The organism is Microbacterium terricola, assembly GCF_027943945.1.
Lineage (GTDB): Bacteria > Actinomycetota > Actinomycetes > Actinomycetales > Microbacteriaceae > Microbacterium > Microbacterium terricola.
In genome coordinates this window covers 2536938-2550232 of sequence record NZ_AP027141.1, presented here as the reverse complement: position 1 = coordinate 2550232, position 13295 = coordinate 2536938, and the positions used below count along the sequence as shown (strand labels likewise).

Below are 13295 nucleotides of genomic sequence, written 5' to 3'. Positions count from 1 at the left end.
CCGGAGATCGGGTGCTCCATAGATTCTGACGGACTCGCGAGGGGTCCGCTGACGCTAACCTCGTGGAAGGGGAGGTGGGTGCATGGGAAGAACCTCGGATGCCATCGCCGAGGGTGTCTCGATCGCGTCCGCTGCCGCGCGTCTCGCCGTGCGCAACCACATCCTCGTCGAGACGATCGCGCGTGATGCGCCGTTCGATGTCGAGCGGTTCGCGGCTTTCGCGATCGAGACCCTGGAGGCGCTCGCCGCGGAGCAGGAGCAGGCCGCCGAGCTGGCGCAGCGCCTGCGCAAGCGGGCGTGGGGCAAGCACACCGACCCGGACGGCACGCACGACTACCGCGACCGCGACATGTCCAACCTGCGCCGCCGTCGGCGGCAGTATCTCGGCGTCGCGAAGGCGCTGCGCGAGCAGGCGGCCGACGAGGATGCCGTGAACGATCTCGTCGAGCAGTCGCGGGACGCCGCATGGGGCGACGTCGAAGCGAATCTGCAGCGCCGGCTGCAGGCGGAGGCCGCCCGCCCCGACCTCGAGGACGACTACGGGCAGATGCGCGCCGCGCGCATGCAGGCGCTCGTGCTGGTGGACCTTCCCCGGCTCGCGGCGCATCGCCGTCACGTCGCCGCAGCGCGCGGTGGGGCCGCCGTCGATTCGCGCCCCGGCCGGTCGTAGGGTATTCTCGTCGAGTGCCCGCGCGCCGTTTCGTGCGCCGGCACTTGCGCCCGTAGCTCAATGGATAGAGCATCTGACTACGGATCAGAAGGTTGGGAGTTCGAGTCTCTTCGGGCGCACACTGTGTTGAGACAGTAAATGGGAAAAGGGCCGATCATCGGCCCTTTTTTCGTCTCCGGACCCTTGTGCTCGCGCACTGAGCGACGTAGAGGGTGATTCCGGCCTCGAGCGGTTGACCGCACACCGGCGGTTCCCCGTCAACCTGTGGCGCGTGCCGGCGAGGACCGCTAGACCTGGAATCATGGGGTCCTCCTCTCTCCTCCTCGGACCGATGCTCCGCTACACCGCAGAGACCTGCGCCACAGTCTGGGTCGAGACCGCGGGCGACGCTGCCGTCAGTGTGAGCGTGGGCGAGCGCGAGTGGAGTGCGCGGACGTTCGCGGTGCATGGACATCACTACGCCCTCGTCGAGCTTGACGATCTCGCACCGGGGTCGGTGGCGCCCTATGAGGTTCGTCTCGACGGGGATCGGGTGTGGCCGCGGCCGGGCTCGCCGCTGCCGGCTCCCGTCATCGCCACGCGAGCACCTGAGCAGCCTCTGCGGATGGCGTGGGGATCGTGTCGCACGAGCGTGGACCACGACGCCACCGGCAATCGCACACACGGCGTCGACGCGATGCGGACGTTCGCTCTGGCCTTGGGCGAGGATGCGTCGCTTCGGCCGGATCTCATGCTGCTCCTGGGCGACCAGGTATACGCCGACATGACCACCGAGGCCATGCAGGAGTTCATCCGCGATCGCCGCGACATTCGCGAGCCTCCCGGCAAAGAGCTCAAGGACTTCGAGGAGTACGCGCACCTGTATCAGCTCGCCTGGTCGGATGATGCCAACCGATGGCTGCTGTCGACCGTACCCAGCGCCATGATCTTCGACGACCACGACGTCCGCGACGACTGGAATGCGTCCCTGGACTGGAAGAGGCAGATGGAGGCGACGTCGTGGTGGCACGACCGCATCGTCGCCGGGCTGGCCTCCTACTGGGTTTACCAGCACCTGGGCAACCTCTCTCCCGCACAACGCGCAGACGACGAGATCTGGCAGCAGATCAGCGCACACTCCGGTCCCGGTGAGCTGGACATCACCGATGCATTGGACGCCTTCGCGGATCGGGTGGACCGCGAGCCGCGCACGTACCGTTTCAGCTACTGCCGCGACTTCGGCGACATCCGTCTGGTGGTCGTCGACTCCCGGGCAGCTCGTGACCTCACGCCCACGGCCCGAGCGCTGGTCGATTCGACGGAGTGGGAGTGGCTGGACGAGCGCCTGCAGGGCGGCTTCCGACATCTGCTCGTCGCGACCTCGCTGCCGTTCCTGCTGCCTATCGGGCTGCATCACGTCGAGTCCTGGGACGAAGCGATCTCGCAGGGCGCCTGGGGGCGTTTCGCTGCCCGGATCGGCGAACGCCTGCGGCAGATGGTGGATCTCGAGCACTGGGCCGCCTGGCAGGGCAGCTTCCAGTCGCTGGCGAGTGTCCTGACGGAGATCGCCGACGGAGGCCGGGGCACCGCGCCCGACTCGATGGTGGTCCTCTCCGGCGACGTGCACTTCTCCTACGTCGCCGAGGTCGAGCGGTCCGGCGGGGGCAGGATCGTGCAAGCGGTGTGCTCTCCGGTGCGCAATCCGCTGCCGATCCTGATGCGCTGGTTCTCGGTCGTGATGTCGTACGGCCTGGCGCGTCCGGTCGGTGCCGTCGTCGCCCGCTCGGCGAAAGTGCCCGATCCGCCATTCCAGTGGACGACGACCAAGGGGCCGTGGTTCGACAACAATCTCTCGGTGCTGCGGGACACACCTGACGGCCTCGAGTTGACCTGGCACAAGGGCGTGGTCGAAAACGGCGACGAGCGGCATCCGCGAAGGGAAGAAGTCGCGCGGATCGTGGTGGGCCCACGCCCTTCGGTGACGCGGAACAGTCCAGGCGAGACCCGCGCCGAGAAATAGCGGCTACTGCGGGCGGCGGTCGGGGCCGGCCCGGGTGGAGGCGTGCCGGTCGCCCGTCAATCCCCTTCCCCGCTCGCGTCCCCGGTGAGACGGTGAAGTCATGCGAAAGGATCCCTCATGACCGGCACAGACTCCACAGGCGACCGGGGCGTCCTCGACCAGGACGCCGAACCACCCGCAGCGCCCGAGGTCGTGGACGACGAGGACCTCACGGTCCCGAACTCGCTCGAGAGCATCGAAGGCAGCCCTGCGTCGCCCGACCCCGAGGATCCGGGCGACCAGGGCGACCCCGCGGAAGCGGAAGGAACCCGCTAGGCGATGCGACTCGTGCAGGTGGCGCAGCACGCCGACGATCTCGATCGTGCGGAGGCGTTCTACAGCGAACTCCTCGGGGCGCGGTCGACTGCGCGGTTCGATCCGCCCGGACTCCTGTTCTTCGATCTCGACGGGGTGCGGCTCCTGCTCGACCGCAATGCGCCGTCCGCCCTGATCTACCTCCATGTCGACAACGTGCACGAGGTGCTCGAGCGGCTCGACGGCCGCGCCGAGGTGCTCAGCGCGCCGCACGTGATCTTCACGCACGACGGCGACGCGCTCGGCCCAGGTGGCCACGAGGAGTGGCAGGCGTTCATCCGCGACTCCGAGGGCAACACGGTGGGGCTGATCGCGTTCCAGCGTGCGTGAGCAGACCGCACAGAGGTCGATCGGTCTGAGCGGCAGGACGCCCATGTCGGCGCGCTGTGGCGATGCGATCTGCTCCGGGGGGCGTAGCCTGGGGGCATGAGCGCCTACGTCTCGGCGTTCGAGCTGTTCTCCATCGGTGTAGGACCCTCGAGCTCGCACACGGTCGGCCCCATGCGGGCGGCCAGGGACTTCGCCGCGCGCCTGCGCGCGGGCGGCGAGCTCGATGCCGTGGCTCGCGTCGCCTGCGTGCTGTACGGATCCCTCGGCGCGACGGGCCTCGGCCACGGCACGCCCGATGCCGTCGTGGCGGGGCTGCAGGGCCTCGAGCCGGAGACGGTGGATCCGGCTGAGGTGCGCTCGGCCTGGGTCGGCTGGCCCGACGAGGCCCCGCTCACGCTCGACGGCGGTCGCAGCATCCCGTTCTCGAAAGGGGACATCGCCTTCGAGCCGCGCACGCGCCTGCCGGGGCATCCGAATGCGATGACCCTGACGGCGACGGATGCCGGTGGCGCCGTGGTCGCGACCGAGACCTACTATTCGGTCGGGGGCGGGTTCATCCGGCGCGACGGCGAGGAGCCGCGGGTGGCGACGCATCCGTTCCCGCTCGCGTTCGACACGGCCGAGGAGCTGCTCGCGATCTGCGACGAGCTGCATCTGACGATCGCCGAAGCCGCGCGCATCAACGAGGAGGCGCTGCGGAGCGAGTCCGAGATCGCGGCGGGCCTCGATGCCATCTGGGATGCCATGGCCGGATGCGTCGACGCGGGACTCGCCGCGGACGGCACCCTCCCCGGGATGCTGCGGGTGAAGCGCCGCGCGGCGGCGATCCGCGCGCAGCTCGAGACGGTCGAAGCCGACGGAGGCCGAGAGCTGCCGGGCGAGTGGCTCGGGGCGTTCGCGCTCGCGGTCAACGAGGAGAACGCCGCGGGCGGGCGCGTCGTGACCGCGCCGACCAACGGGGCGGCGGGCATCGTGCCCGCGGTCGCGATGTACTGGTGGCGGTTCATGGCCGACTCGGGGCTGGGTGTCGGCAACGCCGTGACCCCGCACGGCGAGCTCGTCGGCAGCGCGCTGCTGGGCATGCACGCGCCCATGCCGGAGATCGCCGCGATGCCGGCCGCGCCCGACGCGATGGCCGAGGCGAACCGGCGCAGGGGGATCCGCCGCTACCTGCTCACGGCCACGGCCCTCGGGTCGCTGTTCAAGGCCAACGCGTCGATCTCCGGCGCCGAGGGCGGCTGCCAGGCCGAGGTCGGCTCGGCCTGCGCCATGGCGGCCGCCGGCCTGACCGCCGTGATGGGCGGCACCAACCGGCAGATCGAGAACGCCGCCGAGATCGCGATGGAGCACCACCTCGGCCTGACCTGCGACCCGGTCGGCGGGCTCGTGCAGATCCCGTGCATCGAGCGCAACGCCATCGCCGCCTCGACCGCCGTGACCGCGGCCCGCCTCGCCCTCCGCGGCGACGGCTCGCACTACGTCTCGCTCGACACGGTGGTCGAGACGATGCGCCAGACCGGGATCGACATGTCCACGAAGTACAAGGAGACGAGCGAGGGCGGCCTCGCGGTGAACGTCATCGAATGCTGAGCGGGCAGGATCCCCGTTGAGGTGGCAGTTGTGGTCGCTGGATGCGGGCGTTGCGGCACGAGCTGACACCTCACGGGGGGACGCGGGGATGCAGCGGGCGTGAGGTGGCAGGTGTGGTCGCTGGATGCCGGCGGTGCGGCACGAGCTGACACCTCATTCCGGCTGCCACCCGTGGCGGAGGAGCACCGCCCAAACCATCCCCACCGCCAGCGGGTGCTGGCCCCTGATGTGCTCGGACGTGAGGCGCACCACTTCCCACCCCTCCGCCCCATACGCCGCGTACTTCTCGATGTCCCGGTGCCACTGCGCGCGACTCGTGCGGTGGTGGTCGCCTTCGATCTCGACCACGGTTCGGAAACGAGGGAACACGACCTCGCTGATGCCGATGCGGCGGCCGTGGTCGGCGAAGATCTCGACATCCAGCTCGGGCTCGGGCAGCCCCGCGCGCGCTGCGTCGATGCGGAAGTCGGACTCGAGGGGGGAGGCGCTCCCCACCCGCACCAGCGCGAGCGCAGCGAGGAGCTTGGCCCTCTCGCGTCGACGAGGAGCGAGCGCCGCCCGCCGGAGGAGTTCGATCGTCGTGAGCGCCATCGCCGGCTGATGGTGGCCGCGGCCGTCGCGCGGCACGCGCACGAATGCGTCGCCGATGTGCACGAGTTGACGGATGCTGAGCTCGCCGGCGAGCATCGCCCACGTCGTCGCGGGCGAGGTGACCCGCAGCCCGTCGTGTGACAGGACTGCGGCGAGACCGCGGGCGAGCTTCATCGCGCGGATGCCCCTGCGGCGAGGCGCGCGAGCCGGCGCGAACACCCCGACGTCGAGGTCACCAGTGTGTTCGAGGGGCGCGCCGAGGATCACTGCAGCTGTGCGCCCGATGAAGAAGGACTCCGTCGACATGATCAGGCCGTACGCACGTGCCCGGCGCATCAGCCTCGCGCGCGAGAGCCGATCGAGCGCGAGCGGCCCGTCCGGGGGCTGGCCCGGTGGTTCAGGTCGGAGTCGCACCCCGCGGAACGGAGTCTCGAGATCGCGGGCTCGCAGACGCCTGGGCGTCACTCCGCGCTCGAGCGCTTGACTGCGGGTGAAGGCCACCGCGAGCTCTGCGGGCAGCCGGCGGGCGTGGGGCGACATCGGCCCACTGTGCACCTCGCCACTCTCAGGACTTGGGCGGCGACAGCATCCGTGGACAATCTGGGCGCCACCATGTCTGGGGAGGGCCTGCGAGGTGTCAGTTGTGGTCGCTGCGACAGCAGGATGCGGCACCAACTGTCACCGAATCGCCTCAGGGTCACAGGGATGGCCCGCGAGGTGTCAGTTGTGGTCGCTGCGACAGCAAGATGCGGCAGCAACCGTCACCGGAACCACCCCGGGCCCGAGGGTGCCCCGCGTCGGACGCGCGCCCTAGGCTGAGCGCCATGCCCGAGTTCGCCGTGCCGACCCCGAAGCGGGGCCGCGGCCGCCCGCGGGCGGGGGAGTCCGGCTCACGCGAGCGCATTCTGACCGCCGCGGTCGACGAGTTCGGCGAGCTCGGCTACGACGGCGCCACCGTCCGCGGCATCGCCGCGCGCGCGGGCGTCGACTCCGCGCTCGTGCACCACTACTTCGGCACGAAGGCCGATCTGTTCGCCGAGACGATCGGCTCGCCGATCCGCCCGGACGTGCAGGTGCCCCTGCTGCTCGACGGGCCGCTCGACGGTCTCGGCGAGCGCATCGTCCGCTACCTCCTCGAGCAGTGGGAGCGGCCAGATGTCCGCAAGCGCGGCGTCGTGCTGATGCGCTCGGCGCTCGGCAACAAGCTCGCGACGCCGCTGCTCTCCGGCTTCCTCGCGCGCGAGCTGCTCGGACGCATCGCGGCGTCGATCGGCACGCCCGATGCCGAGCTGCGCGCGGGGCTCGTCGCCTCGCAGGTCGCCGGGCTGATCGTCGCGCGCTACCTGCTGAAGCTCCCGGCCGTGGCCAGTGCCTCGGTCGATGACCTCGTCGCACGCGTCGCGCCCACCGTGCAGCGCTACCTCACCGAGTAGGCACCACCCACAGGAGAAACCATGTCATTCCAGGCATACCTCGACAACATCGAAGACAAGACCGGCCTGACGCCCCGCGAGTTCATCGCGAAAGCGGAGGAGAAGGGCTTCGGCCCCGGTACGAAGTCCGGCGAGATCGTCGCCTGGCTCGCCGAGGACTACGGGCTCGGGCGCGGCCACGCGATGGCGCTCGTGCACGTCATCACGAAGGGTCCGCAGATCGACCAGAAGCACGTCGGCACCGGCACGGCGCACAGCGACAAGTCCGACACGCTCTGGCTCGACGGCGCTGCGAGCAACCCGAACGCTTGACCGCCCGAGCTCCGTCGGCGCATAATTCATCACGTGATGAATAACGCGGTCGAGATCGCCGGGCTCCGCGTCCGCCGCGGCAGCACGGAGGTGTTCGCCGGGCTCGACGTGACGATCCCGCGCGGCCAGATCACCGGCCTGCTCGGTCCGTCCGGCTGCGGCAAGACCACCCTGATGCGCTCCATCGTCGGCGTGCAGAAAGTGGCCGGCGGCACCGTGTCGGTGCTCGGCAATCCGGCGGGGAGCCGGATGCTGCGCCGCAGCGTCGCCTACGACACCCAGGCCGCATCGGTCTACGCCGACCTGACCGTGCGCCAGAACCTCGAGTACTTCGCCCGGCTGATCGGCGCCCCGCGCAGCGACGTGGACCGCGTGATCGGACAGGTCGGCCTCGCCGACCAGGCGCGTCAGACGATCGGGTCCTTGAGTGGGGGACAGGAGAACCGGGTGTCGCTCGCCGTGGCGATGCTCGGGTCGCCCGAGCTGATCGTGCTCGATGAGCCGACCGTCGGCCTCGATCCGCTGCTGCGCGCCGAGCTGTGGACGGTGTTCCGGGCGCTCGCGGACGCGGGGGCGACGCTCATCGTCTCGAGCCATGTGATGGACGAGGCGCTCCGGTGCGACCGACTGCTGCTCATGCGCGCGGGCCGGATCATCGCCGACACGACGCCGCAGGGGCTGCTCGCCGACACCGGCGCACTGGACCCGGATGCCGCGTTCCTCGCCCTGATCGCACGCGATGCGGCGCCCGCTGCCGCTCCCTCCACCGCGGCCGAACAGCATCCGCGTCGCACTCGACGTCATCGGGGAGGCGAGCGATGAACCCGATGCGCACGCTCTCCACCGCCGCGCGCGTGCTGCGGCAGCTGCGGCACGACCCGCGCTCCATCGCCCTCATGCTCGTCGCCCCCAGCCTGCTGGTGGGGCTGTTCGCCTGGCTGTTCACCGACCAGGAGGGCGTGTTCGACCAGTTCGGCGGCCCGATCCTCGCGCTCTTCCCGTTCATCGTGATGTTCCTCATCACCTCGATCACGACGCTCCGTGAACGGCGCTCCGGCACGCTCGAGCGGCTGATGACCACTCCGATCGACAAGGCCGACTTCATCATCGGCTACGCGCTCGCGTTCGGCCTGATGGCGACTCTGCAGGCCGTGATCACCGTCACTTTCGCGGTGGCGGTGTGCGGCCTCGAGGTCGAGGGGCCCATCTGGCAGCTCGGACTCGTCGCCGTCGTCGACGCGATCCTCGGCACCGCCCTCGGTCTGCTCGCCAGCGCCTTCGCGCGCACCGAGTTCCAGGCGGTGCAGTTCATGCCGCTGCTGGTGTTCCCGCAGATCATCCTGGGCGGCCTGTTCATGCCGCGCGAGGACATGCCCGACGTGCTCTACGCGATCAGCAACTGGCTGCCGCTCAGCTACGCGATCGACGCGATCAACGCGGTCACCGCGGGCGAAGAGGGGTGGGACGTGAGCGGGCCGCTGCTCATCGTCTCGGCCTTCGCGCTGGGTGCGCTGATCCTCGCCTCGCTGACGCTCCGCCGCCGCACCCCGTAGCAGCCCCGCGCGGGCGCCGACGGCCGCCGGATCTCAGGCGTTCGCGCGGTCGCCACGCAGCTTGCGCGTGAGCGTCAGGAGCTGGGCGAGCTCGTCATCGCTGAGCACCGACATCCGGCCGGCGATCGTGCTGGCGTGGGCCGAGGCGAGCTTGCGGAACAGCGCGCCCGCCTTCGGGGTGGCCTTCACGATCGCGCCGCGACCGTCATCCGGGTCGGGCAGCTTCTCGACGAGGCCCTCGGCGACCATGCGGTCGACGAGCCGCGACACCGACGGCTGACTGATCAGCAGATTCGCGGTGACCGTGCGCAGCCGTGCCTGCATTCCGGGGGCGCGCACGACGGTCAGCAGCACGTCGTACTCCGCGTTCGTCAGAGGGGCGCCTTCGAAGTCGCTCGAGATCTCCGCGAACACCTCGTGCTGAGCGCGGAACAGGCTCTCCCATGCTTCAGCGGCAAGGCGGCGGTCGGTCATGCGCACCAGCGTAGTGGCGCACCTAGGGTGTTCGTATGAGCACGATCTCGCGGCGGGCCGTCACCATGCGGACGGGCGGGATGCTGGCCGTCCTCCTCGTCGCCGCGGCCCTGCTCCTCGTCCCCTCCGCACCCGCGCGCGCGGACGTGCAGGACTTCACGTTCGCCAGCCTCGACGTCGACTTCACGCTCACCGCCGCGGACGACGGAACCAGCCGGCTGCGCGTGGTGGAGACGTTCGTCGCCGAGTTTCCCGAGTACGACCAGAACAGGGGCATGCGGCGCAGCATCCCCGATTCCTACGAGGGAGCGCCGCTGAACCCGCACCTCGTGTCGGTCGCGGACGAGAGCGGCGCGGGCCGCCCCGTCGAGACCGAGAGCGACGACGGCTACCTGATCGTGACGAGCGCCGCAGATTCGTACGTGCACGGGGCGCAGACCTACGTGTTCACGTACGAGCTCGAGAACGTGACGAGGTACTTCTCCGACACCGATGCCGACGAGTTCTACTGGGACGTGCTCGGCGAGGAATGGGCGCAGCCGTTCGGCCGCGTCGGCATGACCCTGCACGTGGACCCTGCGCTCGCACCGGCCCTGACGGGCGAGCAGACGTGCTACGCCGGCTACACCGGCTCGACGACGCAGTGCGAGATCGCGGTCGCGCGCGAGGAGGACGGTTCGGCCACCATCACCGCGTCGGCGTCGAATCTGCTGCCGTACCAGTCGGTGACGGTCGCCGTCGGGTTCGCGGCCGGCACCTTCGTGCCCTTCAACCCCTCGCTGTTCGCGTCGGTGTGGGGATGGCTGCTGCTGATCGCGTCGGCCGGTGCGGTCGTCGCCTTCGTGTGGGCGGTCACCGTGCGTGTGCGCCGGCTGAGCGACGATCCGGGGCGTCCGACGATCATCGCCGAGTACACGTCGCCCGCGGTCATCGATGCCCTGGAGAGCTCGGTGCTGCTCGGTCGGCCGAACAAGGGCATCCCGGCGGAGGTGCTCGAGCAGGCCGTGGTGGGCAGCATCCGCATTGTCGAAGGCGAGCAGCGCCTGTTCGGCGGGGTGAAGCTGCAGGCGGAGCTGCTCGACCGCTCCCGCGCCGACGGCGACGGCCGCATGCTGCTCGACGGCCTCTTCGGTCGCGACGGGGCGCCGGGCGATGTGTACGAGTTCGGTCGCAGCGACACGGCGTTCTCGACCGCGGCGCAGGCCATCCTGAAGTCCGCCCAGCGGCAGCTCGAGCTGACCGGACTGCGACGGGTCGTGCCGTCGGGCGTGCGGCTGCGGCCGATGCTGGCGGTCTTCGGTGCGGCCGCGCTGGTCGTGCTGTTCGCGATCTTCGCGCTCGTCTCCTGGGTCTCGCCGGCTGCGCCCGTGCTGCTGCTGATCCTGGCGGTGCTGCTCGCGACGATCACCGGCGTGATCCTCTCCCGCAAGCCCCTCACCGCGCTCGGCGCCGAAGTCCGCGACCACCTCGCCGGCCTCAAGGTCTTCATCGACTGGGCAGAGGCCGACCGGATCCAGATGCTCCAGTCCCCGGCCGGCGCCGAGCGGGCGCCTGTCGACGTGAACGACCCGCGGCAGATGCTGATGCTCTACGAGCGGCTGCTGCCGTACGCGGTCGTCTTCGGCCAGGAGAAGCAGTGGGCCAAGCATCTCGCTGTGCTCTACGGCGCCGCGGCGCCTGCGTGGTACATCGGCACGCACGGGTTCGACGCGTCGGCGTTCTCGTCGGGCATCTCGACCTTGTCCGCGGCGTCCACCTCCTCGTCGTCGAGCGGGGGCTCGAGCGGAGGCGGCTCCGCCGGGGGTGGCGGCGGAGGCGGCGGCGGAGGCGGGGTGTGACCGGAGGTTTCGGCCGGTCGTGCGCGCCGCCCACGGGCACCTAGCCTGAACCCATGCCCACCCACCCCGCTCGCACCGCGCTCACCACCGCCGACTGGCGGCGGCGGGTGTTCGCCCTGTACGACGCCGTCCGCGACGCGGACGACCCGCGTGCAGCGCACGAGCGCTGGCGGCTCGGCCGCGACGAGCTGATGGCGCACCATCCCGCGACGCCCGTGCTGGAGGATGATCGGCCCGGGTTCGCCGGACTCCCGGTCGCGCCGTACGACCCGCAGTGGCGGTTCGAGCTGCCCGTCGTCGAGGCGGAGCCCCTGAGCTTCGAGTTCGCGACAGGCACCGACGGGATCGTCCCGTTCGAGCGGATCGGGATGCTGGAGATCCCGGACGTCGGATCGCTCGACGTCTGGCGGCTGGCCTCATACGGCGGTGGCATCTTCGTGCCGCTGCGCGATGCGCTGGCAGGGAAGCCGGGCGGCACGTACGGCGGAGGCCGCTACCTGCTCGACACCATCAAGGGCGCGTATCTCGGCGGCGATCCCGAGGCGGGGACGCTCGTCGTGGACTTCAACTTCGCGTACAACCCGTCGTGCGCGTACGACCCGGCCTGGGCGTGCCCGCTCGCACCGCCCGGCAACGTGCTCCGCACCGGAGTGCCGGTCGGTGAGCTCTACGCCCCCGCGGGTTGAGTAGCGCGAAGCGCGAATCGAAACCACCCGACGTCCCGGCAAGAGTAAGGGCCGGTCGGAGAGGCTTCCGACCGGCCCTTGTCCCTTGCACCAAGAGTGTCCTGCAATCACATGTCGGTAGCTGCCACAGCAAAACAACTACCGTGCTTGCACTCTATAACGGCCAGGTAACGGAAGGGAAGGGCCGGGCGTTATCTTTTCGTAATTCTTTTCCGGTGCATGGCAAACGCTCAGGTCCGCCCTTCGCGGACACCCTCAGCCGAGCGGCGCGACGGCGATCGTGAACCGGTTCGCGCGCAGCCGGTCGGCCAGCACCTCGCCCATCGCGACCATCGGCGTGAGCACGCCGGCGTGCTCGGGCAGGTCGTCTCGAGCGAGGCTCAGCGCCGATTCGCCGAGCATGACGCCCGTGCCGCCGTAGCCGGGGTCGAACGGGGCGCTGATGGTGGTGCGCACCGGCTCGCCCTCCACCGGGTAGACGTCGATGTCGAGGGCGAAGCGTCCGCGGGCGATGGCGTCCGCGTCGGGCCCGCTGCCCGGGGCGGGCAGCATCCGATCGAGGAGCGCGCGGGTCGGGGGGAATGCCAGGCCGCCCACCAGGGCCGCGGTTCCGGCCGTCAGGGCGGCGGCACGAGCGGCGCCCCGCGCGCCGCGACCGGTCATGACGACCTCGCGGTACCGCATGAGCTGGCCGTAGCCCCAGCCCGTCAGATAGTTCGAGCGCTGCACGATCTGCTGGTTATAGGCGCCCATGACGAACGGCGCCTGCCATGCCGCGGACGCGCGGTCCTTGCCCCATCCGCTGCCCGACCCATACGGCAGACGCGCCGACGGTCCGGGCGTGAGGGCGTAGGGGCTGCGGATGGCGCGGCGCACCGCCGGATCCGATTCCGCCTCCTTCAGCTGCTGCCGGAGCGAGTCGATCGTGCCTCCGCTGATGCCGCCGCGCAGCGCCCGCACGCGCAGCACCGCGGCGACGATCGGGACGCCTCCGACGGCCGCGTGCGCGAGGCCCACGCCGAGGTCCGACGGGATCGAGTCGAACCCGCAGGAGTGGACGATGCGCGCTCCCGTGCGGCCCGCGAGGTCGTGATTGTGCGCGATGCTGCGCGTGACGAACGCGCTCTCGCCGGAGAGATCGGCGTACGAGGTGCCCGCCGCGGCGCAGGCAGAGACCACGCCCAGGCCGTAGCGCAGGTACGGGCCCACGGTGGTCGCGACGACGGAGGCCGACGCAGCCATGCGGGCGACGTCCGCCGCGTCGGCGGTGTCGACCTGCACGATCTGCCAGTCGACCCCGAGCTCGCCGGCCAGCTTCTCCAGCCGCTGCCGCGAGCGGCCCGCGATCGCGATCCGCACACCGGCGGGTGCCGATCGCGCGAGGTGCGCCGCCGTGAAGCGGCCGACGAACCCGGTCGCGCCCAGGAGGACGATGTCGTGCTCGCGGGTGTTCGCGCTCATGTGA

The 13295-nt window shown here is 70.6% G+C and carries 14 protein-coding genes and 1 tRNA gene; 12 read left to right on the top strand and 3 right to left on the bottom strand.

Annotation, left to right across the window (positions count from 1 at the left end):
* Nucleotides 1-82: 82 nt before the first annotated feature.
* The 6 genes from Microterr_RS12175 to Microterr_RS12150 all read left to right on the top strand — a co-directional run bounded on the left by Microterr_RS12175 (nucleotide 83) and on the right by Microterr_RS12150 (nucleotide 4943).
* Nucleotides 83-670 (top strand): asparagine synthase, encoded by a 588-nt coding sequence (locus Microterr_RS12175; protein WP_263797675.1) that lies wholly within the window; start codon nucleotides 83-85, stop codon nucleotides 668-670.
* 46 nt (nucleotides 671-716) lie between these two features.
* A tRNA-Arg gene (locus Microterr_RS12170) sits at nucleotides 717-789 on the top strand.
* A 182-nt stretch (nucleotides 790-971) separates the two neighbouring features.
* Entirely contained in the window at nucleotides 972-2669 is a 1698-nt protein-coding gene (locus tag Microterr_RS12165; RefSeq protein ID WP_449843684.1) for an alkaline phosphatase D family protein, read from the top strand.
* A 117-nt stretch (nucleotides 2670-2786) separates the two neighbouring features.
* The gene (locus Microterr_RS12160; protein WP_263797677.1) at nucleotides 2787-2984 is read left to right on the top strand and encodes a hypothetical protein; all 198 of its coding nucleotides are present in this window, start codon (nucleotides 2787-2789) and stop codon (nucleotides 2982-2984) included.
* A 3-nt stretch (nucleotides 2985-2987) separates the two neighbouring features.
* A complete protein-coding gene (locus Microterr_RS12155; protein ID WP_263797678.1) occupies nucleotides 2988-3353 on the top strand; it encodes a VOC family protein in 366 nt (121 codons plus the stop codon).
* Between the two features lie 96 nt (nucleotides 3354-3449).
* Nucleotides 3450-4943 (top strand): L-serine ammonia-lyase, iron-sulfur-dependent, subunit alpha, encoded by a 1494-nt coding sequence (locus tag Microterr_RS12150; protein WP_263797679.1) that lies wholly within the window; start codon nucleotides 3450-3452, stop codon nucleotides 4941-4943.
* Nucleotides 4944-5096: 153 nt separating this feature from the next.
* On the opposite strand, the gene Microterr_RS12145 is transcribed toward Microterr_RS12150, so the two are convergent.
* The gene (locus Microterr_RS12145) at nucleotides 5097-6074 is read right to left on the bottom strand and encodes a hypothetical protein (RefSeq protein WP_263797680.1); all 978 of its coding nucleotides are present in this window, start codon (nucleotides 6072-6074) and stop codon (nucleotides 5097-5099) included.
* Nucleotides 6075-6358: 284 nt separating this feature from the next.
* Here Microterr_RS12145 and Microterr_RS12140 point away from each other — a divergent pair, with 284 nt between their 5' ends.
* The 4 genes from Microterr_RS12140 to Microterr_RS12125 are packed head-to-tail and all read left to right on the top strand — an operon-like array spanning nucleotide 6359 to nucleotide 8832.
* On the top strand, nucleotides 6359-6967 hold the full coding sequence (locus tag Microterr_RS12140; RefSeq protein WP_263797681.1) for a TetR/AcrR family transcriptional regulator: 609 nt from the start codon (nucleotides 6359-6361) through the stop codon (nucleotides 6965-6967).
* A 21-nt stretch (nucleotides 6968-6988) separates the two neighbouring features.
* Nucleotides 6989-7279, top strand: a complete 291-nt coding sequence (locus tag Microterr_RS12135) for a DUF4287 domain-containing protein (RefSeq protein WP_263797682.1) — start codon at nucleotides 6989-6991, stop codon at nucleotides 7277-7279.
* Between the two features lie 36 nt (nucleotides 7280-7315).
* Nucleotides 7316-8101, top strand: a complete 786-nt coding sequence (locus tag Microterr_RS12130; protein WP_263798756.1) for an ABC transporter ATP-binding protein — start codon at nucleotides 7316-7318, stop codon at nucleotides 8099-8101.
* On the top strand, nucleotides 8098-8832 hold the full coding sequence (locus tag Microterr_RS12125) for an ABC transporter permease (RefSeq protein WP_263797683.1): 735 nt from the start codon (nucleotides 8098-8100) through the stop codon (nucleotides 8830-8832). Before Microterr_RS12130 ends, Microterr_RS12125 begins: the two co-directional genes overlap by 4 nt.
* Nucleotides 8833-8865: 33 nt before the next feature.
* On the opposite strand, the gene Microterr_RS12120 is transcribed toward Microterr_RS12125, so the two are convergent.
* Nucleotides 8866-9306 carry a MarR family winged helix-turn-helix transcriptional regulator gene (locus Microterr_RS12120; RefSeq protein ID WP_263797684.1) on the bottom strand — a complete coding sequence of 147 codons (441 nt, stop codon included), beginning with the start codon at nucleotides 9304-9306 and terminating at the stop codon, nucleotides 8866-8868.
* A gap of 35 nt (nucleotides 9307-9341) precedes the next feature.
* Here Microterr_RS12120 and Microterr_RS12115 point away from each other — a divergent pair, with 35 nt between their 5' ends.
* Nucleotides 9342-11144 carry a DUF2207 domain-containing protein gene (locus Microterr_RS12115; protein ID WP_263797685.1) on the top strand — a complete coding sequence of 601 codons (1803 nt, stop codon included), beginning with the start codon at nucleotides 9342-9344 and terminating at the stop codon, nucleotides 11142-11144.
* Nucleotides 11145-11197: 53 nt separating this feature from the next.
* The gene (locus Microterr_RS12110; RefSeq protein ID WP_263797686.1) at nucleotides 11198-11830 is read left to right on the top strand and encodes a DUF1684 domain-containing protein; all 633 of its coding nucleotides are present in this window, start codon (nucleotides 11198-11200) and stop codon (nucleotides 11828-11830) included.
* 255 nt (nucleotides 11831-12085) lie between these two features.
* On the opposite strand, the gene Microterr_RS12105 is transcribed toward Microterr_RS12110, so the two are convergent.
* Nucleotides 12086-13291, bottom strand: a complete 1206-nt coding sequence (locus tag Microterr_RS12105) for a saccharopine dehydrogenase family protein (protein ID WP_263797687.1) — start codon at nucleotides 13289-13291, stop codon at nucleotides 12086-12088.
* Between the last annotated feature and the right edge of the window lie 4 nt (nucleotides 13292-13295).